Origin of the sequence: Streptomyces longispororuber, assembly GCF_024448165.1 — a bacterium.
GTDB classification, from domain to species: Bacteria; Actinomycetota; Actinomycetes; order Streptomycetales; family Streptomycetaceae; genus Streptomyces; species Streptomyces longispororuber_A.
In genome coordinates this window covers 1-24,683 of record NZ_JAMOLN010000058.1, presented here as the reverse complement: position 1 = coordinate 24,683, position 24,683 = coordinate 1, and the positions used below count along the sequence as shown (strand labels likewise).

At 73.1% G+C, this 24,683-nt stretch carries 21 protein-coding genes; 8 read left to right on the top strand and 13 right to left on the bottom strand.

Going from position 1 to position 24,683, the window contains the following annotated elements; translation table 11 throughout:
* Position 1 precedes the first annotated feature (1 nt).
* The 3 genes from M4J07_RS18195 to M4J07_RS18185 all read left to right on the top strand — a co-directional run bounded on the left by M4J07_RS18195 (position 2) and on the right by M4J07_RS18185 (position 2,847).
* Complete coding sequence (locus M4J07_RS18195; RefSeq protein WP_374215056.1) at positions 2–1,018, top strand: ABC transporter permease; 1,017 nt, start codon at positions 2–4, stop codon at positions 1,016–1,018.
* Between the two features lie 69 nt (positions 1,019–1,087).
* Positions 1,088–2,062 carry an ATP-binding cassette domain-containing protein gene (locus M4J07_RS18190; protein ID WP_255973155.1) on the top strand — a complete coding sequence of 325 codons (975 nt, stop codon included), beginning with the start codon at positions 1,088–1,090 and terminating at the stop codon, positions 2,060–2,062.
* A complete protein-coding gene (locus M4J07_RS18185; protein WP_255973153.1) occupies positions 2,059–2,847 on the top strand; it encodes an ABC transporter permease in 789 nt (262 codons plus the stop codon). Before M4J07_RS18190 ends, M4J07_RS18185 begins: the two co-directional genes overlap by 4 nt.
* Here the strand turns inward: M4J07_RS18185 and M4J07_RS18180 are convergent.
* From M4J07_RS18180 to M4J07_RS18170, 3 genes are read right to left on the bottom strand one after another with little or no spacing between them, the layout of a single operon-like run.
* Positions 2,828–5,941, bottom strand: coding sequence for an ATP-binding protein (locus tag M4J07_RS18180; RefSeq protein WP_255973151.1), 3,114 nt, complete (start codon positions 5,939–5,941; stop codon positions 2,828–2,830). The genes M4J07_RS18185 and M4J07_RS18180 overlap by 20 nt on opposite strands.
* A gap of 26 nt (positions 5,942–5,967) precedes the next feature.
* Positions 5,968–7,425 (bottom strand): MFS transporter, encoded by a 1,458-nt coding sequence (locus tag M4J07_RS18175; RefSeq protein ID WP_255973149.1) that lies wholly within the window; start codon positions 7,423–7,425, stop codon positions 5,968–5,970.
* Positions 7,422–8,624: a M20 metallopeptidase family protein gene (locus tag M4J07_RS18170; protein ID WP_255973147.1), complete on the bottom strand. Its 1,203-nt coding sequence runs from the start codon at positions 8,622–8,624 to the stop codon at positions 7,422–7,424. Before M4J07_RS18170 ends, M4J07_RS18175 begins: the two co-directional genes overlap by 4 nt.
* Positions 8,625–8,735: 111 nt before the next feature.
* Here M4J07_RS18170 and M4J07_RS18165 point away from each other — a divergent pair, with 111 nt between their 5' ends.
* Positions 8,736–9,779 carry an Lrp/AsnC family transcriptional regulator gene (locus tag M4J07_RS18165; RefSeq protein ID WP_255973145.1) on the top strand — a complete coding sequence of 348 codons (1,044 nt, stop codon included), beginning with the start codon at positions 8,736–8,738 and terminating at the stop codon, positions 9,777–9,779.
* On the opposite strand, the gene M4J07_RS18160 is transcribed toward M4J07_RS18165, so the two are convergent.
* Positions 9,754–10,971, bottom strand: coding sequence for an acyl-CoA dehydrogenase family protein (locus M4J07_RS18160; protein WP_255973143.1), 1,218 nt, complete (start codon positions 10,969–10,971; stop codon positions 9,754–9,756). The two genes, M4J07_RS18165 and M4J07_RS18160, sit on opposite strands and share 26 nt — an antisense overlap.
* Before the next feature lie 12 nt (positions 10,972–10,983).
* Positions 10,984–12,534, bottom strand: a complete 1,551-nt coding sequence (locus M4J07_RS18155) for an acyl-CoA synthetase (protein WP_255973141.1) — start codon at positions 12,532–12,534, stop codon at positions 10,984–10,986.
* Between the two features lie 133 nt (positions 12,535–12,667).
* On the opposite strand from M4J07_RS18155, the gene M4J07_RS18150 reads away from it, so the two are divergent.
* A complete protein-coding gene (locus M4J07_RS18150) occupies positions 12,668–13,297 on the top strand; it encodes a TetR/AcrR family transcriptional regulator (RefSeq protein WP_255973140.1) in 630 nt (209 codons plus the stop codon).
* 102 nt (positions 13,298–13,399) lie between these two features.
* On the opposite strand, the gene glgC is transcribed toward M4J07_RS18150, so the two are convergent.
* Both glgC and glgA read right to left on the bottom strand, forming a co-directional pair.
* The gene (glgC, locus tag M4J07_RS18145) at positions 13,400–14,617 is read right to left on the bottom strand and encodes a glucose-1-phosphate adenylyltransferase (protein ID WP_255973138.1); all 1,218 of its coding nucleotides are present in this window, start codon (positions 14,615–14,617) and stop codon (positions 13,400–13,402) included.
* Positions 14,618–14,633: 16 nt separating this feature from the next.
* A complete protein-coding gene (glgA, locus tag M4J07_RS18140; protein WP_255973188.1) occupies positions 14,634–15,791 on the bottom strand; it encodes a glycogen synthase in 1,158 nt (385 codons plus the stop codon).
* Between the two features lie 299 nt (positions 15,792–16,090).
* Here glgA and M4J07_RS18135 point away from each other — a divergent pair, with 299 nt between their 5' ends.
* Positions 16,091–17,071: a DMT family transporter gene (locus M4J07_RS18135; protein WP_255973137.1), complete on the top strand. Its 981-nt coding sequence runs from the start codon at positions 16,091–16,093 to the stop codon at positions 17,069–17,071.
* Here the strand turns inward: M4J07_RS18135 and M4J07_RS18130 are convergent.
* Together M4J07_RS18130 and M4J07_RS18125 are read right to left on the bottom strand one after the other, a co-directional pair.
* Entirely contained in the window at positions 17,061–18,224 is a 1,164-nt protein-coding gene (locus M4J07_RS18130) for a transglycosylase family protein (protein WP_255973135.1), read from the bottom strand. The two genes, M4J07_RS18135 and M4J07_RS18130, sit on opposite strands and share 11 nt — an antisense overlap.
* A gap of 100 nt (positions 18,225–18,324) precedes the next feature.
* Positions 18,325–19,296, bottom strand: a complete 972-nt coding sequence (locus tag M4J07_RS18125) for an acetylxylan esterase (protein ID WP_255973134.1) — start codon at positions 19,294–19,296, stop codon at positions 18,325–18,327.
* A gap of 112 nt (positions 19,297–19,408) precedes the next feature.
* On the opposite strand from M4J07_RS18125, the gene gndA reads away from it, so the two are divergent.
* The gene (gene gndA, locus M4J07_RS18120) at positions 19,409–20,848 is read left to right on the top strand and encodes an NADP-dependent phosphogluconate dehydrogenase (protein ID WP_255973132.1); all 1,440 of its coding nucleotides are present in this window, start codon (positions 19,409–19,411) and stop codon (positions 20,846–20,848) included.
* A gap of 328 nt (positions 20,849–21,176) precedes the next feature.
* Here the strand turns inward: gndA and M4J07_RS18115 are convergent, their stop codons facing one another.
* From M4J07_RS18115 to panD, 4 genes are read right to left on the bottom strand one after another with little or no spacing between them, the layout of a single operon-like run.
* Complete coding sequence (locus tag M4J07_RS18115; RefSeq protein ID WP_255973131.1) at positions 21,177–21,620, bottom strand: nitroreductase family deazaflavin-dependent oxidoreductase; 444 nt, start codon at positions 21,618–21,620, stop codon at positions 21,177–21,179.
* Positions 21,621–21,646: 26 nt separating this feature from the next.
* A complete protein-coding gene (locus tag M4J07_RS18110; protein WP_255973129.1) occupies positions 21,647–22,312 on the bottom strand; it encodes an aspartate/glutamate racemase family protein in 666 nt (221 codons plus the stop codon).
* 32 nt (positions 22,313–22,344) lie between these two features.
* A complete protein-coding gene (locus M4J07_RS18105) occupies positions 22,345–22,698 on the bottom strand; it encodes a GNAT family N-acetyltransferase (RefSeq protein WP_255973127.1) in 354 nt (117 codons plus the stop codon).
* Between the two features lie 32 nt (positions 22,699–22,730).
* The gene (gene panD, locus M4J07_RS18100) at positions 22,731–23,165 is read right to left on the bottom strand and encodes an aspartate 1-decarboxylase (protein ID WP_255973126.1); all 435 of its coding nucleotides are present in this window, start codon (positions 23,163–23,165) and stop codon (positions 22,731–22,733) included.
* Positions 23,166–23,392: 227 nt separating this feature from the next.
* On the opposite strand from panD, the gene M4J07_RS18095 reads away from it, so the two are divergent.
* The gene (locus tag M4J07_RS18095) at positions 23,393–24,595 is read left to right on the top strand and encodes an erythromycin esterase family protein (RefSeq protein WP_255973124.1); all 1,203 of its coding nucleotides are present in this window, start codon (positions 23,393–23,395) and stop codon (positions 24,593–24,595) included.
* Positions 24,596–24,683: the final 88 nt, after the last annotated feature.

Sequence of the window (24,683 nt, the reverse complement as noted above, 5' to 3'; positions counted from 1 at the left end):
GATGACGGATGTGGAGACCGCACCGCCGGCCGGTCCACGGCACGACGAACCGCTCGGGGCGACCCGCGCGGAACGCCTGAGCGCACTGGCCCAGCAGCACGGCGCCCTGGTCACGCTGGTGATCGCGGTGATCGCCGCGTCGCTCTCCTTCGACACCTTCCTGACCGGCGACAACCTGGAGAACATGGCGCTGTCGTCCGCGTTCCTCGCGGTCGTCGCGCTCGGCATGACGTTCGTGATCGTGACGGGCGGCATCGACCTGTCGGTGGGTTCGCTGTTCGCGCTGGGCGGTGTGCTCGCCGCCTGGGGATCGCAGTACGGGACGGTGGTGGCGCTGCTCCTGCCGCTCGCGGTGTGCGGTCTGATCGGCCTGGTCAACGGGCTGCTGATCGCGCGTTCGCGCCTCGCCCCGTTCATCGTGACACTGGCGGCGATGCTCGGCGCCCGCGGCATCCTGCTCGCCGTCACGGACGAGGGCTCGACGACGTACCTCGTCGACAAGTCCACGTTCTTCGCGTCGCTCGGCCAGGAGAAGCTGCTCGGCGTCGGCGTCCCGGTGTGGATCACGCTCGCCCTGTTCGTGCTCGGCGCGGTGGTCCTGCGCCGCACCCGGTTCGGGCAGTACGTGTACGCGGTCGGCGGCAACGAGGACGCGGCGGCCCTGATGGGCGCGCCGGTGGCCCGGACGAAGATCGGCGTCTACACGGTGTCCGGTCTGTGCGCGGGGCTCGCCGGTGCGCTGAACGCGGCGTGGCTGGTGTCCGGGGTGACGATCCTCGGCTCCGGCATGGAGCTGGAGGCGATCTCGGCGGTCGTCATCGGCGGCACGCTGCTGACGGGCGGCTTCGGGTTCATCAGCGGATCACTGGTGGGCGTGCTGCTGCTGAAGGTGATCCAGAACGTGATCAACCAGATCGGGTCGCTGGACTCCGCGTACCAGCAGGTGGTCAGCGGTGCGTTCCTCGCCGTGGTCGTCATCGCGCAGACGTGGCTGGGGCGGCGCCGACGGGTGCTGTGACCTGCAGGTTCCAGGGACTGAAACCGTCGTGAAGCCGCGCTGAGTGCGGCAGGCCCGAGCCTGTGCGGCATGACCACAACGACAGCGCCCGTCCCCTTCGCCATCACGGCGAAGGGGCTCCGCAAGTCCTTCGGGGACAAGACCGTCCTCGACGGCATCGACCTCGCGGTGCCGACCGGCACGGTCTTCTCCCTGCTCGGCCCGAACGGCGCCGGGAAGACCACCGCCGTCAGGATCCTCTCCACGCTCATCACCGCCGACGGCGGCCACCTGTCCGTCGGCGGCCACGACCTGGCCGTCGACCCGCAGGCCGTACGGTCGACGATCGGCGTGACCGGCCAGTTCTCGGCCGTGGACGGGCTGATCACCGGCGAGGAGAACATGCTCCTCATGGCGGACCTGCACCATCTGCCCCGGCGCGAGGGGCGCCGGGTCACCGCCGAACTCCTCGAACGCTTCGACCTGGTGGCGGCGGCGCGGAAGCCTGCCTCCACCTACTCCGGCGGCATGACCCGCCGCCTCGACCTCGCCATGACCCTGGTCGGCGCCCCGCGGATCATCTTCCTCGACGAGCCGACGACCGGCCTCGACCCACGCTCCCGCCACACCATGTGGGGCATCGTCCGCGAGCTCGTCGCCGATGGCGTCACCGTCTTCCTCACCACGCAGTACCTGGACGAGGCCGATGAACTCGCCGACCGGATCGCCGTGTTGAGCGAGGGACGGATCGCCGCCACGGGCAGCTCCGACGAGCTGAAGCGGCTGGTGCCGGGCGGGCACGTGCGGCTGCGGTTCGCCGACCCGGCCGCGTACCGGTCGGCCGTCGCCGCGCTGCGGGACGTCACCACGGACGACGAGGCGCTCGCCGTGCGGATCCCGAGCGACGGCACCCAGCGGGAGCTGCGCTCCGTCCTCGACCGGCTGGACTCGGCGGGCATCGAGGCGGACGCGCTGACCGTGCACACCCCCGACCTCGACGACGTGTTCTTCGCGCTGACCGGCGGCACCGACCAGCCCGTCCCGGCCGAGGAGGCCGTCCGATGAGCGGCACGTCCCTCGCCGTCCGCGACTGCGCCACGATGCTGCGGCGCAACCTGCTGCACGCGCGGCGCTACCCCTCCCTCACTCTGAACATCCTGCTGACGCCCATCGTCCTGCTGCTGCTGTTCGTGTACGTCTTCGGGGACGTGATGAGCGCGGGCATCGACGGCGAGGCCGACCGCTCCGCCTACATCGGCTACCTCGTCCCCGGCATCCTGCTGATGACGATCGGCGCCACTCCGGCGGGCACCGCGATCTCCGTGACGATGGACATGACCGAGGGCATCATGGCCCGGTTCCGCACCATGGCGATCCATCGCAGGGCGGTCCTCGTAGGGCACGTCCTGGGCAGTGTGCTGCAGACGGTCATCGGGGTGCTCGTCGTCGGCACGGTCGCCGTGGCCATCGGGTTCCGGTCGACGGACGCGACGGCCCTGGAGTGGCTGGCGGCGTTCGGGCTCACCGTCCTCGTCGCCCTCGCGCTCACCTGGATCGCGGTCGGCCTGGGCCTGGCCAGCCCGAACCCGGAGGCGGCCAGCAACAACGCCATGCCGCTGTTCGTCCTGCCGTTCATCTCCAGCGCGTTCGTCCCGGTCGACGCGATGCCGGGCTGGTTCCGGCCGGTGGCCGAGTACCAGCCGTTCACACCGATCATCGAGACCCTGCGCGGACTGCTCATCGGCACCGGGATCGGCCACAACGGGTGGCTCGCCGTCGCCTGGTGCCTGGCGCTGGCCGCGCTCGGCTACTTCTGGTCGAGGGCGCTGTTCAACCGCGACCCGAGATGAGCGCGCGGGACGCGTCCCGCAACGCGTCCCGCCCCAGGGCGGCGTACCCGGCCACCGCGTCGGCGTACGCCGCCCGGTCGGCGTCCTCGGCGGCCTGCCGGGCGCGGTCCGCGGCCATCGTGGGCTGGAACTCGCGCAGCACCCACAGCCGTTCGGCGAGGGCGACCATCCGTACGGCGGCCGGGTCGCGGCCGGCGAGCCCGGTGGCGCCGAGGGCGTGCAGCGCCGTGCCGAGGACGGGCAGTCCGAGCCAGGCCACGGGCGGTCCGGTGAACAGCGTCCGCAGCCGCTCGGCGGTCTCGGCGACGGGTTCCGGCCGGCCAGCGTAGGCGTGCGCCGTCACGGCCGTCGCCTGGATCTGCAGCGCCCACGGGTCCAGCCACAGGTCACCGGGGTACTGGGTGCCGGTCGCGGGCAGCCGGGCCACGGCGCGGCGCCACAGGTCGAGGCCGGCCCCGGTCCGGCCGCGGGCGAGGGCGATCTCGGCGCGGACGCCCAGGTCGGGGCTGTAGAAGGGGTCCTTCTGGGCGGCGCCGTCGGCCTCGGCCCGCCGCTGCCAGCTCTCGGCCTCGTCGGGGTCGCCGCGCTGCAGGCAGGCCAGCGCGAGGCCCCAGCGGATGCCGACGTAGTCGTTCTCGTCGCCGAACCGGGGCAGTGCCGCGCGGGCCGCCCGGAGGTGGCGGTGGGCGGCGTCGCCGTCGCCCGTCTTCAGGCACAGCTCGCTCAGCCGGGACAGGCCCAGGACCTCCAGCGGCGGGCTGTCGACCGGTCCCAGCACGTCGATGCTCCGCCGGGCCGAGGCGAGCGCCGCCTCGATGTCGTGCTCGTGCTCCCAGACGTACGTGGCGACGGCCTCGGCGACCGCGGCGACCAGGGGGTACTCGCTCGCGCAGAGTTCACGCAGCACGTCGTAGCGGGGCGGCCGCAGGTCGGGCACCGCGCGCAGCACCACGGCGATGGCGCGCAGCAGAGTGTCCGGCGGGGCGGCGGGCAGCCGGCGCAGCGTGACGAGGTGGCGGACGACGCGGGGCGCCTGGTCCACGATGAGGCTCGCCGCGCACAGCACCGCGGCGGCTCGGGCGACGTCGACGTGGGCGGGCTCGGGGTGGTAGTGCGAGAGCGGGGGTCCGGTGTCGGCCGCGAGGGCGGCGAGGCGCGGGTAGTTGGAGTCGGTGGACCAGAGCGACGCGAGGACCGCGGTGACGGCCGCGACGGTGGCGCCGTCGCCGCGGGTCAGGGCGTGCCGCAGGGCCGCGACGAGGTTGTCCTGCTCGGCCTTGATCCCCTCCCAGGCGGCCGGTGACCGGACGCCGAGCAGCACCTCGTGGTGGGTGATGCCGAAGTCCCTTGCCCAGTCGAGGAGTTGGCCGACGGCCCGCTCCTCTTCGCCCGTCTCCGCGCGCCGGGCCGCGCTGAACTCCCGTACGGTCTCCAGCATGCCGAACCGGACCCCGGCCGGGGTGTCGGTGACGGTGAGCAGCGACTGCTCGGCCAGTTGCTCCAGGAGGAACGGCGCGTCGTGGCCCAGGACGTGCTCCGCGCCCTCGCCGGAGAATCCGCCGGGGAAGACGGACAGGGTACCCATGGCCGACCGGGCCTCGTCCGCGAGCAGGTTCCAGCTCCAGTCCACGACGGCGTGCAGGGTGCGGTGGCGCTCGGGCACGTCGCGTACGCCGCCGCGCAGCAGTGCGAACCGGTCGCCGAGGCGGCGGGCGACGTCCGGCACCGACAGGGTCCTGACCCGCGCGGCGGCCAGTTCCACGGCGAGCGGCAGTCCGTCGAGGTGGCGGCAGAGGTCCGCCACCGCGTCCGGGGGGAGTTCGACGCCGGGCCGCGCGGCCGTGGCCCGCTGGGTGAACAGGTCGACGGAGGTGTCCAGGTCCAGGGCGGGCAGCGGGTACACCGCTTCCGACGTGAGGCCCAGCGGGGACCGGCTGGTGGCGAGCACGCGCAGGTCGGCCGCGCGGGCGAGCAGCGCCTGGACGAGGCCGGCGACGCCGCCGATGACGTGCTCGCAGTTGTCGAGGACGACCAGGGCGGGCCCGGCACCGAGCGCGCCGACGATGCCGGCCAGCGGGTCGGCGGGGGCGTGGCCGCCGACGGCGCCGTGCCGTCCCTCCCCCGCGCCGAGCGTGGCTGCCACCTCCGCGGCGACGTCGGCGTCCGCGGTGACCCCGGCCAACGGCACGACGTACACGACGCGTTGTCCGGCGCGGCGGCTCACGGCGTGCGCGAGGCGGGTCTTGCCGAGGCCGCCCGGGCCGACGACGGTGACGGCGCGGGAGGTGTGCAGCAGCCGCTCCACCGCCGTGATGTCCTCGTCGCGGCCGACGAGCCGGTTCGGTTCGTGCGGGACGCCGTGCCGGACCGTGGTTCCGCCGCGCAGCAGCTCCTCGTGCACGGACCTGAGCCGGGCGCCCGGGTCCGCGCCGAGCCCGTCGCGCAGCTCGCGGCGGTACGTCTCGTAGCGGATCAGCGCGGCGGCCGGGCCCGCGATCGCCGCCTCGCCGCGCAGCAGCTCGGCGAGCACCTCCTCGTCGCGCGGCAGCCGTGCCGCCGTCGTGGCCAGGGAGTCCGCCGCCTCCGCGTGCCGGCCGAGCCGGGCGAGGGCGAGCGCCCGGGTGCGGACGAGGCCGGCGCGGACGGGACCGCGCTCGGCGCGCAGCGCCTCGACGGGGTCGTCCGTGCCGCCCGGCTCGTCCGGGCCGTCCGGCCACAGGGCGAGCCCGGCCTCGGCCGCGGCCAGCGCCCCTGTGTGGTCCCCGGCCCTGGCCCGCTCCGCGCTCACGGCGGCGTGCCGCAGCAGTGCGGAGCTGTCGACCTGGTCCTCGGCGAGGGCGAGGCGGTAGCCGGTCGGCGTGCTCGTGATCGCGTCGGCGCCCAGCAGGGTCCTCGCCCGCGAGACGAGCACCTGCACCGCCTTGCCGGGACGCTCCGGCAGTGCCTCGGGCCAGAGCCCCGCCACGAGCCGTTCGGTGCTGCACCCGCTCCGCGGCTCACCGGCGAGCAGGGCGAGCAGGCCGCGCAGCCGGGGCGCGGTGATCTCCCGGCCCCGGTGGGCGACGCGGGGCAGCAGGGTCAGGTCGGTGCTCACCCGTGCAGGTTAGATCCCCGGCGCGGTCAGGGGCCCGGCGGTGCCGGACGTGCGGCGGCGGGCACCGGTGCGGCGGCGGGTTCCGCGGGCGTGGACTCCTTTCCGCGGAAGGCGAGTTGGGCGAGGACCGCGAGGGCGCAGGCGACGGCGGCACCGGTCCAGATGGCCAGGTAGGCGGTGAGCGCCGGGGTGTCCGTCGTGCCGATGACGAGGGAGCCGAGGGCGACGGAGAAGGCGGCGCCGCCGACGCTGCCGCCGAGCGTCTTGAGGTTGTTGTAGACGGCGGTCGCGCTCGCGGTGCGGTCGGTGGCGCTGCGCTCCACGATGACGGTGGGCAGGCCGCCGAGCGCGAACCCGGCTCCGACGCCGACCAGTGCGCCGCACGCGGCGAACGGGACGAGCGCGGAGTGGCCGACGATCTGTCCCGCGTATCCCGCGGCGAGCAGGGCGAAGGCGACGAGCAGCAGCCGCCGGTAGCCGATCTTCACGGCGAGCGCGGCGCACAGGGCGGAGCCGGCGAACGCCATGACGTTCGGGACGACGCCGTAGAGGCTGATCTGCCAGGGCGCGAGGTCGAAGCCGTAGCCCTCGTCGGCGGGCGAGGCGGCCATGAAGCTGACGGCGACGGTCTGTCCGCCGAGCATCACCCCGCCGAGCACGAACCCGGACGCGTAGTACGGGGCGCTGTGCCTGCGCGCGAGGGCCCGGACGTCCACCAGGGCGTGCGGGCGGGCGAGTTGGAGCCTGGCCCACCCGGTGAGCAGCACGGCGGCGAGCAGCAGTCCGCCGAGCGTGGGCGCCGACAGCCAGCCCCACGCGGTGCCGCGCGAGACCGTGCCGAGCAGCAGGACCAGGGCGAGTGCGAGCAGGGCCGCGCCCGACCAGTCCATGCGGCCCCCGGCCCGGGTGCGCGACTCGGGCACGGCGACGAAGGACAGGGCGACGCAGCACACGGCGAGCACCGCGAGGGCGACGAGGGTCGCGCGCAGATCGCCGAGGAGGCTGAGCAGGGGTCCCGCGAGGGCGTGTCCGAGGACGGTGCCCAGGGTCAGCGAGCCGACCAGCATGCCGACGGCCCGGCGTCCGCCGTCGACGCTGAGCCGGTCCCGTACGAGACCGATCTCCAGGGGAAGGAGCGCGGCGAGGGGGCCCATCAGGGCGCGGCCGACGAGGAGGACGGCGAGGTTCGGGGCGCAGGCGACGAGGACGGTGCCCAGGGCGATGGAGCCGAGCGCGACGCGGATCAGGCGCCGGTGTCCGTAGAGGTCGCCGAGGCGGCCGAACGCGGGGACGCTGATCGCGGCGGCCAGGTACTGCACGGTGGTGAACCACTGGGCCTGGCCCGTGCTGATGCCCTGCCAGTCCTGGATCTGCGGGACCAGGGGTACGGCGGCGCCCTGGAGGAAGCCGCTGACCAGCTCGAAGGCGACGAGGAGTCCGACGACGGCACGGACCTTGGCGCCGGCCGGGGCGGGGGCGTTCACGCGGCGGCTCCCTGCTTGAGGCGCTCCTCGGCGAGCACGCTGAGCAGGGCGGCCTGGCGGCCCAGGATCCGGTCGTCGAAGACGGCGTGCGGCGAGTGGTTCATGGGCGCGGTCGCCGCGTCGACGCCTTCGGGGGCGGCGCCGACCAGGAGCATCGCGCCGGGGACGCGCTGCAGGACGAACGCGAAGTCCTCGGAGCCGTTGGCCGGGTCGGGGGCCTGCCACACCTGGGTGGGGCCGAGCAGTTCGCGGGCGGTGTCGAGGGCGAAGGCGGTCTCGCCGGGCTCGTTGACGGTGACCGGGTACTGCACGTCGTACGTGACCTCGGCCTCGATGCCGTGCGCCTCCGCGATGCCGCGCACGAGCCGGGGCAGGCCCTCGATGAGGCGGGCGTGGGCGGCCTCGGAGTAGCTGCGCACGGTGGCCTCGAAGGTGGCGGTCTCCGGGATGACGTTCTGCTGGGTGCCGGCGTGGAAGGTGCCGACGGTGACGACGACCGGGTCGAAGATGTCGAAGCGGCGGGTGACCCAGTTCTGCAGCGCGGTGACGATCTCGCAGGCGACCGGGACCGGGTCCTTGGCGCTGTGCGGGGTGGAGCCGTGGCCGCCCGCGCCGCGCACGGTGACGCGCAGGACGTCGGAGGCGGAGGTGACGGTGCCGGGGCGGGTGGCGACGAGGCCGCCGGGCAGCCGGTTGGCGGCGACGTGCAGCGCGAAGGCGGCGTCGAGCGGCTTGCCCGCCGCGTCGAGGACGCCCTCCTCGATCATCAGGCCCGCGCCGTTGTGGCCCTCCTCGCCCGGCTGGAACATGAACACGATGTCGCCGTGGAGGTGTTCGCGCCGTTCGGCGAGCAGCGTCGCGGCGCCGACGAGTCCGGCCGTGTGCAGGTCGTGGCCGCAGGCGTGCATCGCGCCGGGGACCCGGGAGGCGTACTCCGCGCCGGTCTTCTCCGTGACGGGCAGGGCGTCCATGTCGCCGCGCAGCAGGACGGCGCCGCCGGGCTTCCCGCCGCGCAGGACGGCGGTGACGGAGCCGAGTCCCTTGCCGGTGCTGATCTCCAGGGGCAGTCCGTCGAGGGCGGTGAGCACCTTCTCCTGGGTGCGGGGCAGGGCGAGGCCGAGCTCGGGATCGCGGTGCAGGGCCCGGCGCAGTTCGACGAGGTCGGGGGTGAGTTCCTGGGCGCGTTCGGTGATCGACATGGGGGACGAACCTCCTGGTACGGTCCGGCGGGACGGCGGGGAATGGCGTCAGGGTGCTGCCCTGGCGCAGGATCGGTTCTTGAATCGCAGGGAAAACGCAGGAGTGGAGCAGTGGTGCAGGAATTCGGCGGGGCGCTCGACGACCTGGATCAGGCCCTCGTGCACGCCCTGCAGATCGCGCCGCGGGCCGGTTGGGCCCGGATCGGGGCGGCGATCGGGGTGGATCCGGTGACGGTGTCGCGTCGCTGGAGCCGGCTGACCGAGGCGGGTGCCGCCTGGGTCGGCTGTCATCCGGCACCGGTCGTCGCCGACTCCGGCCAGGGGTGTCTGGCGTTCGTCGAGGTCGACTGCGCGAACGGGCGGCTCTCCGCCGTCGCCCGGGAGCTGATGGCGGAGCCGCACGTCATCGGGGTCGAGCACGTCAGCGGCGGCCGGGACCTCCTCCTGACGGTGCTCGCGCCGCGGCTGTCGGCGCTCACCCACTGGGTGACGCACCGGCTGGGCTCGCTGGCGGGCATCGTCGCGACCCGCACCTACCTGTCGAGCACCGTCTACACGGAGGGCAGTCGCTGGCGGCTGCGCGCCCTCGACTCCGCGCAGATCGCCCGGCTCGCCGGGACGGCGCAGACCCGCGCGGACGCGCCGGTCTTCGAACTGACCGAGCTGGACCACGCGTTGCTCGCGGAGCTGTCGGCGGACGGCCGGGCGGGCCACCGGGCGCTGGCCGAGCGCTGCGGTACGAGCCCGGACACCGTGCGGCGCCGCGTGCACCGGCTGTTCGCGTCGGGCATGGCGCAGACCCGCTGCGAGGTGGCCCGCCCCCTCTCCGAGTGGCCGGTGTCGCTGATCCTGTGGTGCCGGGCGGCGCCCGCCGAACTGCGGGCGGTCGCCGAGCAGGTCACGGGGGCGCGTGAGGTGCGGCTGTGCGCGGGGGTGATCGGCCGCCACAACCTCAAGGTGATCGCCTGGGTCCGCTCCGTCGACGACGCGCAGCGCTTTGAAGTCCGGCTCGCGGAGCGGGTCCCGGCCCTGACGGTGGTGGACCGGGCCGTGGCCCTGTGGCCGATGAAGCTCAACGGCCACCTCCTCGACGAGCGCGGGTACCGCACGGGCGCCGTGCCGATCGACGTCAGGGCCGTGGCTCCCCCGGCATGAGCAGGTTCCGGGCGATGCCGTTCTTCTGGATCTCGGAGGACCCGGTCAGCACCCGGAACATGCGGAGCCGCCGGAAGATCCCTTCGACCTCGGCGCCGCGCACCAGGCCCGCCTTGCCGTGGATCTGCACGGCCTCGTCGGCGATCCTGAAGGCGTTCTCGGCGACGAACAGCTTGCACATGAAGGCTTCGGTACGGGGTTCGTGGCCCGCGTCGAGGTCGGCGAGCGCGTCGTACGTCATGCTGCGGGCCGCGTAGTACGAGGTGGCCATGTCGGCGATCTTGTGCTGGACGGACTGGAGGGCGCCGAGGGGTGCGCCGAAGACCTGGCGGGTGCGGGCGAAGCCGATGGTCAGGTCGAGGGCGCGGCGGGCCTGGCCGAGGGCGGTCGGGCAGTGCAGCAGCCGGTTGGTGGTGACGCGGCCGAGCCCGATGCGCAGCCCGTCGCCCACGGCACCGAGCAACTGCTCGGGCCCGACCCGGCAGTCGTCGAGCACGATGTCGCTCTCGATGTGCTCGCCGGACATCGGCGTCTCGCCCGGCAGGACGGCGCAGCCGGGCGCGTCCAGGTCGACGAGGAACGCGGAGAACACCGGCGGGGCGTCGGCCGGGGCGTCCGGCTCGGGTGCCATGCGCGCGATGAGCACGGAGAAGTCGGCGAAGGGGCCGGCCGAGGAGAACACTTTGTGTCCGGTGATCCGCCAGCCGTCGCCGTCCGCCTCCGGTACGGCGACGGTCGTCATGGCCCGCACGTCGGAGCCCGCGTCGGTCTCGGTCAGCGAGAAGCAGCAGGCCCGCTCGCCGCGGACGACCGGCAGCAGGTACTTCTCCAGCTGGTGGTCGGTGGCGTACCGGAGGATCGACCCGGCGCGCAGCGGCCCGCCCATGTCACCGAGGACGCTGTGCTGGAGGACGCGTCCGCTGGCGCCCACCTCCTCCTTCAGGGCGGCGAGTTCGGTGTGGGTGAGGCCCTGACCGCCCTGGTCGACGGGCAGGTGGATCCCGTAGAAGCCGAGTGCGCGGCTGCGCCGCCAGACGGGTTCGAGGACGGCGCGGGTGTAGGCGCTCTCCGGCGCGAGCCCCGACTCCGCCTCGTACTCGGCGAGTTCGCCCTGGAGATAGTCACGCAGCCGCTCGACCAGGTCCTGGAGGCGCGGGTTGTCGTCGTAGGTCGGGGTGAGGGTGAAGGTCACGACGGTCTCCTGTCAGTGGACGCGGCGCTCGGCGCCGGCCCAGTAGCGCGCACGGACGGCGCGGCGGTCGATCTTGCCGTTGCGGTTGACGGGGAGCGCGTCGACGAACTCCACGGACCGCGGCTTCTTCACCCGGGCGAGCCGGTCGGCGCAGTACGCGACGATCTCGTCCTCGTCGGCCGCGGCGCCCGCCCTGCGCACGACGACGGCCTTGACGGCCTCGCCCCAGCGCTCGTCGGGGACGCCGACGACACAGACCTCGGCGAGGGCGGGGTGGGTGTAGAGGACGGCCTCGACCTCGCTGCAGTAGACGTTGTAGCCGCCGGAGATGATCATGTCCTTCTTGCGGTCGACGATGAAGAGATAGCCGTCCGCGCGCAGGTAGCCGAGGTCGCCGGTGTGCACCCAGCCGTTCTTGAAGGTCTGCGCGGTCAGTTCGGGTTCGTGCCAGTACTCGCGCACGCAGTCGGGTCCGCGCGCGATGACCTCGCCGACGGTCCCCGCGGGCACCGCCTCGCCCGCCTCGTCGACGATGCGTATCTCGGTGTCGTAGACGGGGCGTCCGCAGGACAGCAGGAGGTCGGGGTCGGTGGTGGTGCCGGCGAGGATGTCCTCGCGGGTGAGCATGGTGATGCCGCTGGTCGTCTCGACCTGTCCGTAGCCCTGCACGAGGATCGGTCCGAACGCCTCGACGGCGTCCCGCAGCCGCTGCGGGGCGACCGGTGCGCCGCCGACGTGCAGGGCCTTGAGGCTGGACAGGTCGGCGGTGGCGGACGCCGGGTGGGCGAGCAGCATGTTCAGCATCGTGGGCACGACGAACGTGGCGGTGATCCGCTCGCTCTCCACGGTGCGCAGGAACAGCTCGGTGTCCCACTGCGGCAGGACGACCACGGTCGAGCCGTACGCCAGTGAGGCGAGCAGCGGCATGCCGGGCGCGTGCGTGATGGGTCCGGCCGCGAGGTAGCGCTCCCCGGTGGAGGGCGCGCTCTGCGAACTCATCATCCGCTTGCGCATGTTGGCCAGCCGGTTGCCCTGGGTCTGGACGGCGGCCTTGAGCTTTCCGGTGGATCCCGAGGTGAAGTTGAGGACGGCCGGGTCGTGCTCGTCGACCTCGACGGCGACGGGTTCCTCACTCCCTTCGGTGAGCAACTCCGCGTAGCCGAACGCCCCTTGCCCCTCGTACGCGACCAGCAGGCAGTCCGTGCCGGCCTTCTGGAGCGCGGCGCGGGCGGTGTCCAGACGCTCCGCGTCGACGAACAGCACGCGCACGTCGGCGTCGGCCACGATGTGCGCGACCTCGCCGGCGGAGAGCCGGGGACTGATCGGCACCCGCACGAGACCGCTCTTGCACAGGGCCATCTCGGTCTCCACGACCTGTGCGCAGTTGCCCGCGTACGTCGCGACGGCCCGGCCCGGAGTCAGCCCGCGGCCGGCCAGCGCCGACGCGAGGCGGTTGGAGACCCGCTCCAACTCGCGGTAGGTCAGCCTGCGTTCACCGCAGACCAGGGCTTCCCTGTCCGGCCAGAAGGTACTGCTTCGAGTGATGTACGTGCCCAGGTTCACGGGCTGCTCCCACGCTCGTCGGCTCAAATCGTCATGGCGGCCACTAATAGACAGCGTGTACAGAAACTTTCTGGCTGTCAATGATCAGGTGTAGGCTGCCGACGCCGACGAGGGACACGAGAGGAGCCGGACCATGCCGCCGGAAGCGGGCGACCGCCGAGTACGCCGCACCCGACGCCTGCTGCGCGACGCGCTGGTGTCACTGGTCCTGGAGCGGGGCTACGCCGCCGTGACCGTGGAGGACATCACCGAGCGCGCCGATCTGGGGCGGGCGACGTTCTACAGCCACTACACGGACAAGGACGACCTGCTCGACCGGGTCGTCACCGATCTGCTCGACGAGCTGGCGGAGCGGCTGCGGCCGCTGGTCCCGGCGTCCGAGGTCGGGTTCACCGGCAAACCGGCCCTGGAGATCTTCCGGCACGCCGAACAGGAGCGCGACGCCTACCGGATGATCCTGCGCGGCGAGGGCGACGGGCGCGCGCTGCGCCAGTTCACGCAGGCGCAGGCGCAGGCGGCGGCGGAGGTGTTCCGGGAGCGCGCCGCCCACGAGAACGTCACGCCGAGGATCAGCGTCGACGTCCTGGCCCGCGCCTGGGTCGGCGAGCAACTCGCCGTGCTGCACTGGTGGTTGGAGGAAGAGCCGCGCCCGATGTCTCCGGAGGTGGCCACGGAGACGCTCCTCGACCTCTCGCTCCGGGGCCGCTACTGGGCCAACGGCTTCGAGGGCACCGCCCCCGAGCGGGGGCCGTCCGACCGGTAGCGGCCGCGCTGTGCACGCGCTCGCCGACCGCCGTGCGCGCGTTGTGCGCTTTCCGCAGGTCGAAGACGGCTGCCGGGAGCGGTGTGCCCGGGCCCTGAGGGTTCAGCGCACCGCCTGGCCCTTGCCGAGCGCGATCACGCCCGCCTTGGAGACCGTGTAGAGCTCGGCGTCGCGGCCCGGGTTGACGCCGATCGTCGCGCCCGCCGGGACCTCCACGTTCTTGTCGAGGACCGCGCCACGCACCACCGCGCCCCGGCCCACCCGCACGTTGTCGTGCAGCACCGAGCCCTGGACGACCGCGCCGTCCTCGACGGTGACGCCCGGCGAGAGCACGGAGCGGGTGACCTGGCCGCGGATGACGCAGCCGGGGCTGACGATCGACTCGCTCGCGATGCCGCCCGCGCAGAACTTGGCGGGCGGCAGCTGGCCGGGGTGCGTGTAGATCGGCCAGCGGCGGTTGTCGAGGCTGAACACCGGACGGTCGGAGATCAGGTCCATGTGGGCCTCGTAGTACGAGTCGAGCGTGCCGACGTCGCGCCAGTAGCCGTGGTCGCGCTCCGTCTCGCCGGGGACGTGGTTGCCGTCGAAGTCGTAGAGCTGGGCGACGCCGCGCTCGGTGAGCATCGGCAGGATCGAACCGCCCATGTCGTGCGCGGAGTCGTCGTCCTCGGCGTCCTGCTGGATCGCGTCGATGAGCGTCTTCGTCGTGAAGAGGTAGTTGCCCATCGAGGCGAACACCTGGTTCGGGGTGCCCGGCAGCGCCGGCGGGTCGGACGGCTTCTCCAGGAACGCCTCGACGCGGGTGCCGTCCCGGGCGGGCGTGATGACGCCGAACGACGACGCCTCCGCGCGCGGCACGCGGATGCCCGCGACCGTGACGCCCGCGCCGGACTCGATGTGCTGGGCGAGCATCTGCCGCGGATCCATCCGGTACACGTGGTCGGCGCCGAACACCGCGATGTAGTCGGGCTGTTCGTCGTGGACCAGGTTCAGGGACTGCAGGATCGCGTCGGCGCTGCCCAGGTACCAGCGCGGCCCGAGGCGCTGCTGCGCCGGGACGGGCGTGACGTAGTTGCCGAGCAGGCTCGACATCCGCCAGGTCGTGGTGACGTGCCGGTCGAGCGAGTGCGACTTGTACTGCGTCAGGACACAGATCCGCAGGATGTCGGCGTTCACCAGGTTCGAGAGGACGAAGTCCACGAGGCGGTACGTGCCGCCGAACGTCACCGCGGGCTTCGCCCGGTCCGCGGTGAGCGGCATCAGCCGCTTCCCCTCTCCTCCCGCCAGTACGATCCCGAGCACCGAAGGCCCACCGCGCATGTCAACCCCCTGTGATTCACGTGCCGTTGAGGATCTCCTCGTACACGTCGACCGTGCGTCGGGCGATCGCACCCCAGCCGAACTCGGCCGCCGCCCGCTCCCGCCCCGCCTCACCCATCCGGCGCGCCGCGCCCGGATCGGCGACCACCTCGTTCAGCGCCCGGGCCAGCCCCGCCTCGAAGCCCTCCGGATCCTGCTCGCGGTACGGGACGAGCAGCCCGTTCTCCCCGTGGGCGACCACCTCGGGGATGCCGCCGACCCGGGAGGCGACCACCGCGGTGCCGCAGGCCATCGCCTCCAGGTTCACGATGCCGAGCGGCTCGTACACCGAGGGGCAGACGAACACCGAGGCATGGGTGAGGAGTTGGACGATCTCGGAGCGCGGCAGCATGGACGGGATCCAGCGCACGCCGTCCCGCGCCCGCTTCAACTCCTCGACCAGTTCCCGGAATTCACGCCCGATCTCCGGGGTGTCCGGCGCCCCCGCGCAGAGCACGAGCTGGACGTCCTTCGCGAGTCCGTGGGCCGCGCGCAGCAGATGGGGCACGCCCTTCTGGCGGGTGATGCGGCCGACGAACAGCACGTAGGGGCGGGCCGGGTCGACGCCGATCCGCTCCAGCACCTCCGTGCCGGGGTCCGCGTGGTAGAGCGAGACGTCGATGCCGTTGTGCACGACGCGCACCCGCTTGGGTTCGAGGGCGGGGTAGCAGGCGAGGATGTCGTCGCGCATCGCCCGGGACACGGCGATCACCCCGTCCGCCGCCTCGATCGCGGTGCGTTCCGCCCAGGCCGACAGAGCGTAACCGCCACCGAGCTGCTCCGCCTTCCAGGGGCGCAGCGGCTCCAGGGAGTGAGCGGTCATCACATGCGGGATGCCCAGGTGCAGGGCCGCCAGGTGGCCCGCGAGGGCCGTGTACCAGGTGTGCGAGTGGGCCAGTTCGCGGCCTTCGAGGGCGGCGGCGATGGACAGGTCCACGGAGAGGGTGCGCAGCGCGTCGTTCGCCCCGTCGAGCGCGGGCCACGCGCGGTGCCTGCGGACCCCGTCGGTCGTGCCCTCGCCCCACGTGTGGACCTCGAGGTCGACGAGGGGGCGCAACTCGCGCGCCAGGAACTCGACATGGACACCGGCCCCGCCGTAGACGTCCGGCGGGTACTCCCGGGTGAGCAGTCCCACTCGCACGCGCGGCCCCCGTCGTCGGTCGGCAACACTCGCTGAAGGTCATGGTGCTCGGATCCGTGCTCGAAGCGCTCCTCATGGTCACCCATGGACCGGCCCGTGCGGAAGAGCGCGTACGCCACGAGGTGCTCCGACGCACCGGGGGCACCCGCCCTGGGGATGACGCGGCAGGGGGCGTACTCCATCGGCAGTAGGACCCAATGCCTGCTCAGGTCGGACGACAGATCCGCGGAAGAGAGAGATCGTGGAGACATGAGAACCGACCGTTCGCCGCGCCGCACCGCCAGGGACGCCAAATGAGTGCCCTGGTGCTGTCCGTGCTGCTCTCGCTCGTCTCCGCGTTCGCCTACGCGGGCGGGGCGATCGTGCAGGAGCGGGTGGCCGAGACGTCCGGATCCACGTACGCACCGCTGCGCAGGCCCGCCTGGTGGGGCGCCGGGTGCCTGAACGGCCTGGGCGCGCTGCTGCACGTCATCGCGCTCGCCTACGGTCCGCTGAGCCTGGTGCAGCCGCTCGGCGCCCTGACGATCGTGGTGGCGCTGCCCATGGCGGCCCTGTTCGTCGGCCGCAGAGCGGGTTCGACCGCCTGGCGCGGGGCGATCATGGCGACGGTCGGTCTCGCGGGGCTCCTCGCGCTGACCGGGACGCCGTCGGAGCAGTCCCTGGACGGCACGGAGCGCCTGCTGGTCGGCCTGATCACGGCCGGTGGCGTGGTCGTCCTGATGACGTCGGCGCGGGCCGCTCACCGGCACCCGGTGGTGCGGGCGGTGCTGCTCGCGGTGGCCGCGGGCGGCGCGTTCGGCATGGCGTCCGTCTTCACGAAGTCGGTGGCCGTCGACTGGTCCGGCAGCCCGCTGGCCCAGCTGCCCAGCCTGCTGGCCATCGCGGGCCTGGCCACGACGGGCATGCTCCTGTCGCAGGCCTCCTACCGCGGTGCGGGGCTGGCCGCCCCGCTGGCGACGGCGACGGTGGTGAACCCGGTCGTGGCGGCGGCCGTCGGCATCACGCTGTTCGGCGAGACGTTCCGGCACGGCACCATCGGCACGGTGCTGGCCCTGGGCTGCGGCGTCGTCGCGGCCGGCGGCCTGATCCTGCTGACCACGGAGCGCATCGGCCGGGACCGCCGCGAGAGCACCGCTCACGTCGTCGCCCGGCACCCGTCGGCGCCGGCGTCACCGGTGGTGCCGGACAGCCCGGCCGCGCTCGACGGCATGCCGAGCCAGCCGAAGCCGCCGCACGACGACGAGCGCTCCTCGTACGAGAACGTCAGATCCTGACCCCATGGGCCCGCAGGTACGCGAGCGGGTCGATGTCACTGCCGAAGCCGGGCCCGGTCCGCACCTCGAAGTGCAGATGCGGGCCCGTGCTGTTGCCCGTGGACCCGGAGCGGGCGATCCGCTGGCCCGCGACGACGCGCTGGCCGCTCTTCACGGACAGCGCCGACAGGTGCCCGTACTGGCTGTACCGGCCGTCTGCGTGCCGGATCACCACTTCGTAGCCGTACGAGCCGCCCCAGCCCGCCGAGACGACCTGACCCGCCGCGACGGCCTTCACCGAGGTGCCGGTGGGCACCGCGAAGTCGACGCCCGTGTGATAGCCCTTCGACCACGAGGAGCCGGCGGCGTGGTACGGGGTGCCGAGCGAGGCGGCGACCGGGGCGACGACGCCGCCCGCGCCCGCCCTGGGCGCTTCGGCCTTCTTCGGCTCGGTCTTCTTCGGCTCGGCCTTCTTGGGCTGGCTCTTCCTGGGCTGGGCCTGCTTCGGGTGGGCCTGCTTCGGGTGCGTCTTCCGGGACACCGGTGCCTGCCCGGTCCCGCCGGGGACGGTGAGCCGCTGACCGGGCACGATCAGGTCCGGGTCGGCCCCGATCGTGGAGCGGTTCGCCTCGTACAGCCGGGACCAGCCGCCGGGCACCTTGCGGGACTCGGCGATGCCGGACAGGGTGTCGCCGCCGACCACGGTGTACGAGGGCCCGCGCCCCGCCGTGGACTGCGGGATGACCTCCGGCTTGACGTCCTGGACGGTCCGCGCCCGGACCGGTTCGCGCTCGGGGGCGCGGGCCAGGCCGGCCTTCTGCGAGCACACCGGCCAGGCGCCGGGCCCCTGCCCCTTCAGCACCTTCTCCGCGACCGCGATCTGCTGGTCCTTGGACGCGAGGTCGGCGCGCGGCGCGTACGCCGTGCCGCCGTACGCGGCCCAGGTGGAGCGGGTGAACTGGAGCCCGCCGTAGAAGCCGTTGCCGGTGTTGACCGCCCAGTTGCCGCTGGACTCGCACGCGGCCACCTTGTTCCAGGTGGTCACGTCCGCAGCGTGCGCCGTCCCGGCGCCGATGAGGGGGATCGCCATCCCGGCGCCGCCGACGGTCACGGTGAGCGACGCCCGGTTGACCCGGCTCGGCTGATACCGGCGGTGCCGGCCGCGTAACGCCATGAAAGCCCCCTCTGGTACCCGTACAGGCACACGTAGGAGCGGCAAATTAGCCGCTCCCACGCAGTCATGACAAGAGAGCCTCAAGCCACCTTGGCCACTTTTAGCCCCTCAAGTGACCAGGAATCCAACGCAGTTGGACGGCCTGCTGGAAGGGGCCGCCGCCCTCGTGGTCGTTGAAGGCGTACACCTCCATGGACCGCTCCGCGCCCGCCCAGTTGTTGTACGCCGCGAACACCGTCGACGGCGGGCAGGTCAGGTCCTCCAGGGCGGCCGAGAAGAGTCCGGGCGCGGTGGCGCGGGCCGCGAAGTTCATGGCGTCGAAGTACGAGAGGGTCCGGAAGACCCGCTCGTCCTCGCCGATGTGCGTCTTGAGGTACTGCGCGATCTCGCGGTACGGCTGACGCTCGGTGAGCGTGGCCGCGCGCCCGAAGTGGCACAGGAACGGGACGTCGGGCGCCGCCGCCTTCAGGTCCGGCACCAGACCGGCCACGGCGATCGTGATGCCGCCGCCCTGGCTGCCGCCGGTGACGGCGACCCGGGAGGCGTCCACGAGCGGGTGCGAGCGGGCCGCGTCGACCGCCCGCACCCCGTCCGTGTACACGCGCCGGTAGTAGTACTCGTGCGGGTCCTGGATGCCCCGCGTCATGAATCCGGACACCGCGGGCGCGCTGCCGACCGGGTCCGGGGTGTCGCCGACGGTGCCGCCGCTGCCCTGGCCGCGGGTGTCCATCACGAAGTGCGCGAAACCGGCGGCCGCCCACCTCAGGTGGGTGTGCGGCAGGCCCCGGCCGCCGCTGTAGCCGATGTACTCGACGACGGCCGGTATCGGCTCGCTGGTGCCCGCGGGCAGCACGAGCCAGCCCTTCACGGGATGCCCTCCGAAGCCCGCGTACGTAACGTCGAACACGTCGACCGCCGTGTACGGCACGTCGACGGGCTCGAAGCGCGCGTCGAGGTCGTGCTCCCTGGCCTCGGCGAGGGTCTTCTCCCAGAAGGAGTCGAAGTCGTCAGGGGCCGTCAACGCCGGCTTGAAGGCACGCAGTTCATCGAGCGGCAGGTCGAAATGAGGCACGCACGGCTCCGGATTCGTAGAGAGTTCACCTGGGGTGTCAGCGGCAACGCTAACTCCCGCCGTGCCACAACTGAACAAGATCTTTCAATTTCCCAATCCAGGAGCGACAGGCATGAGCACTACAGCCCAGATCGGTGTCACGGGGCTCGCTGTCATGGGGCGCAATCTCGCCCGCAATTTCGCCCGCAACGGCTACACCGTCGCCCTCCACAACCGGACGGCGTCCCGGACGCACGCGCTGGTGAAGGAGTTCGGCGAGGAGGGCATCTTCGTCCCGACCGAGACCGCCGAGGAGTTCGTGGCCGCGCTGGAGCGCCCGCGCCGCCTGGTCATCATGGTCAAGGCGGGCGACGCGACGGACGCGGTGATCAAGGAGTTCGCCCCGCTCCTGGAACCCGGCGACATGATCGTCGACGGCGGCAACGCGCACTTCGCGGACACCCGCCGCCGCGAGAAGGAGCTGCGGGAGCAGGGCATCCACTTCGTCGGCACGGGCGTCTCCGGCGGCGAGGAGGGCGCGCTGCACGGGCCGAGCATCATGCCGGGCGGCAGCGTCGAGTCGTACGCGTCGCTCGGCCCGATGCTGGAGAAGATCTCCGCCAAGGCGAAGGACGGCGCCCCCTGCGTCACGCACGTCGGCCCGGACGGCGCCGGTCACTTCGTGAAGATGGTGCACAACGGCATCGAGTACGCCGACATGCAACTCATCGGCGAGGCCTACCAGCTGCTGCGCGACGTGGCCGGCTACTCCCCCGCGGAGATCGCGGACATCTTCCGCAGGTGGAACACGGGCCGCCTCGACTCGTACCTCATCGAGATCACGGCGGAGGTGCTCTCCCACGTCGACGCGGCCACCGGGAAGCCGTTCGTGGACGTGGTCCAGGACCAGGCCGAGCAGAAGGGCACCGGCCGCTGGACGGTGCAGATCGCGCTCGACCTGGGCGTGCCGGTGTCCGGCATCGCGGAGGCGGTCTTCGCCCGCTCCCTGTCCGGGCACGCCGAGCTGCGCGCCGCGTCCCGGGGCCTGGCGGGCCCGACGGCGAAGCGGCTCACCGACGCGGAGGCCGCGGCCTTCGCCGGGCAGGTCGAACAGGCCCTGTACGCCTCGAAGATCGTGTCGTACACGCAGGGCTTCCACGAGATCGCCGCGGGCAGCGACGAGTACGACTGGACCATCGACCTGGGCGCGGTGGCCAGTATCTGGCGCGGCGGCTGCATCATCCGGGCCGCGTTCCTGGACCGGATCACGGCCGCCTACGAGGCGGAGCCCGGTCTGGTCTCGCTGCTCTCGGACAAGGGCTTCGCCGACGAGATCGCGGCGGCGCAGGACGACTGGCGTGCCGTCCTGGTCGCCGCGACCACGCAGGGCGTACCGACACCGGGGTTCGCCGCGGCCCTCGCGTACTACGACGCGCTGCGCGCCGAACGGCTGCCGGCCGCGCTCACGCAGGGCCAGCGGGACTTCTTCGGCGCGCACACCTACCGCCGCGTCGACCGGGAGGGCTCGTTCCACACGCTGTGGGGCGGTGACCGCTCCGAGGTCGACGCGTAGGCGGGCCGCCCCCTACGCGGGTGAGGGCTCCGGCTCGGGTGGCGCCGGGTCGGGGTCCGGGAGCGGTCCCGGTGGTGCCGGGGCCGGCGGGGGCTGCGGCACGGGCCGCGGCTTCGGCGTCGGGAACGGGTCGGGGAGCGGTCCCGGATCCGGGACGTCGGGGCCCGGTCCTGGGCTCGGCCCGGGGCCCGGCGTGGGCCCGGGCGGGACGGGGTCGGGGAACGGATGGGTCATGGTGGTGCCTCCAGCGGTTCGGAGGATTCCTTTCCACTGTCTCCCGGCACGCGTGCCCACGCCCGCCGAGTCCACGCGTCCCGCACCCGGCGGTTCAGCCGTCCGTGCGGGTCAGCCGGACGACGGGGATGTCCCGGCTGGTCTTCTTCTGGTACTCCGCGTAGTTCGGGAACAGCTCGACGAGCGAGTCCCACACGCGCGCCTTGTCCGCGGCGGAGAGCGTCTCGGCGCGGGCGGCGAACCGCTCGGTGCCCACGCGCAGCCGGACGTCCGGGTTGTCCTGGAGGTTCAGGTACCACAGCGGGTGCGTGTCGGAGCCGCCGTACGAGGCCACGATCAGGTAGTCGTCGCCGTCGCGCCCGTAGATCAGGACGGTGCGCCGCCACTGGCCGGACCTGCGGCCCTGGTAGTCGAGCAGCAGACAGGGCACGCCCTGGATCGTGGTGCCCTTGGTGCCGCCGGACTCCTCGTAGGTGCGCGCCTGGTCGGCGACCCATCCGGTGGGGCTGATGACGACGTCGGTGTCTTGGTCGGCCATGCCGGTCCTCCTCGCTCGGTCCTTGCTCAACTTCCTTCACCGTAAGCGTTCTTGAGCCGTCCGCAGGCCGCCGCGCCGGCCTCGAAGCCGGTGCGCGGGCTGGACAGGACGGGCAGCGGGGTGCGGACCCGGTCGGCGGCATCGGCGAGGGAGGGCTGCGCGAGGACGATCACGTCGGCGTCGGTGACCGCGTCGACGGCCGCCGCGACCAGGTCGAGGTAGCCCTCGCGGTCGCCCGCCTCGAACCGCTCCCAGGCGCCGTCGACGAGGACCGTGCGCACGGCGACCGTGCGGCCGGCCCGTGCGGCCTCCTCCGCCACCAGTGCGGCGCTCGGCCCGAGGGTGCTGGCGACGGTGGCGATCACGGTGACGCGCTCCCCCGCGGCGACCGCGCGTGCGGCCATCGGCCGGTCCCCGCGCAGGACGGGGACGCCGACGGCGGCGGCCTGTTCCTCGGCGACGCCGCTGATGGTGGAGCAGGTGCACACCACGACGCCGGCGCCGTCCGCGACCGCCGCGGCCAGCAGGGCGCGGATGTCGTCGGCCACGGCGCCCGGGCCCTCGGCGCGGGCTCTGGCCAGCAGGTCCTCGTGCACGAGGTGGCGCAGCGCGAGGCCCGGCTCGTGGGCGTCGCGCAGCGCGTCGTAGACGGGGACGTGGACCGGGGAGGTGTGCAGCAGTGCCAGGGTCATGCCGGGCACCCTACGCAGCGCCTCCGATCAGGTCACCAGGTGCTCGGGTCGGCGGCGAGGGCGGCCCGCGCCGCGGCCAGCAGTTCGCCGGACGCGGCGGGCGCCTCGCCGGGGTGCCGCTCGGCCCATCGCACGACGAACGAGCAGAGCGGGGCGACGGCCATGCCGTCCCGGGCCGCGATCGCGTACAGCTCGCGGGTGAGCGATCCGGCGATGCCCTTGCCCTCGTGCTGCGGCTCCACGACGGTGTGCACCGGCACGAGGGCCCGCTCGGGCGCGTCGAGCACGAAGTACTGGATGTGGCCGACCGTCTCCCCGCCGGGGCCGCCCGCGCGGGCCAGGAGCATGCCCCGGTCGCGGTCGTCGTGGATCTCGATGTCGCTCATGGGGCTCTCCTGCCGTCCTGGGCGGGCCGTGCTCAGCCCGCGGACACCGCCTGGGGAACTGCCTGGGGGCTGCGCGTCGCGTCGCCGCCGGGGGCCGGCTCGGACGGGTCCGTCCCGAGCGCCACGATCGCGTTGTCCCGGTCCACGTGCACGACCCTGGGCCGCAGGGAGCGGGCCTCGGTGTCGTCGACCTGAGCGTAACTGATGATGATCACGAGGTCGCCCGGGTGCACGAGGTGGGCGGCGGCGCCGTTGATCCCGATGACACCGGATCCGCGCTCGCCCTCGATGACGTAGGTCTCCAGACGGGCGCCGTTGTCGATGTCGACGATGTGGACGAGTTCGCCGGGCAGCAGGTCGGCGGCGTCCAGCAGGTCGGCGTCGATGGTCACCGAGCCGACGTAGTGCAGGTCGGCCTGGGTGACGGTGGCCCGGTGGATCTTGGACTTGAACATGGTGCGCAGCATGAAGGCACTCCTGAGGGGTCGGCTCCCTGCCTGTCTTGTGCAGGTCAAGGGCGTCTCGCCACTGTAGCGCGCCCCTGATCGGCCCCACCGGCCGAACGCCGGAAGGCTCCACCGGCCATGGACCCGGATTTGAGGGTTGCTCACCCGGACTTCCGGTCTTCCAGGCCTCATTCACGACCCGTTCGCGCAAAAGTTTCCACCGTTTGTTCAACGATAGCGTTGAAGGCATGGCTACTGACATCAAGGGCACCACGCATGCCGTCGACGCCTCCGCCGTCCTGGGGCTGCTTCCGGTCCGGCCCCGGCTGCTCGGTCTCGGTGAGCCCACCCACGGGGCCGACTCGCTGCTCGACGTGCGCAACGACCTCTTCCGGGAGCTCGTCGAGGACCACGGGTTCCGGACGATCGCGATCGAGAGCGACTGTCTGATGGGGCTGGTCGTGGACGACTACGTCGCCGGGGGCCCTGGGACGCTCGACGACGTGATGGAGCAGGGGTTCAGCCACGGGTTCGGCGCGTCCGCCGCCAACCGTGAGCTGGTCCGCTGGATGCGCGCCCACAACGACGGCCGCCCGACGGACCAGCGGCTCCGGTTCGCCGGCTTCGACGGGCCGCTGGAGATCACCGGCGCCGCGAGCCCCCGGCAGGCCCTCACCGCCCTCCACCGCTGCCTCGCGGACCAGGTGGCGGCGGACCTGCTGCCCTGCACCGCCGGCACCCTCGACCGGCTGCTCGGCGCGGACGACCGGTGGCCCGAACCCGCCGCGATGACGGACCCCGCCCGGTCCGTGGGGCGGTCGGCCGACGCGAGGGAGCTCCAACTGCTCGCCGTCGACCTGGCGGCGCTGCTCGACGCGCAGACACCGGAACTCCTCGCGGCGGCCTCGCGGGCCGACGTGGAACGGGCCCGGCTGTACGCGCGCACCGCCGTCGGCCTGCTCACCTACCACCACTGGATGGCCGACACCTCCCCCGGCCGGATGGAGCGGCTGCTGGGCCAGCGCGCCACGATGATGGCCGCGAACCTGCTCGCGGTCGCCGAGCACGGACCGGCCCTGGCGTACGCCCACAACGGACACCTGCAGCGGGACCGCAGCTCGATGCGGATGGGCGACCTGCCGCTCCGGTGGTGGAGCGCCGGCGCGCTGGTGAGCGACCGGCTCGGGACCGACTACGCGTATCTGGCCACGCTGCTCGGCACGCTCCGGCACCATGGGGTGGACGCCCCGCCGCCGGACAGCGTCGAGGGACTCCTGTACGCGCTGCCGGAGGACCGCTGCCTGGTCGACCCCGCCCGGCTCGCCACCGCAGTCGACGGGACACCGGTCACGCAGCGCGTGTCCCCCTGGTTCGGGTACGCCCCGTACGACCCGGCCCATCTCGCGGCGACGGACGGGATCGTGTTCGTCAAGGACGTCCCGCGGGACTGAGCCGCACCCTGTGGACGGTACCTACCGCATCCGCCGTATCCCCCTGGTCCGCGATCCCAGGGTTTTCACCGTGGCCCGATCAGCGGCG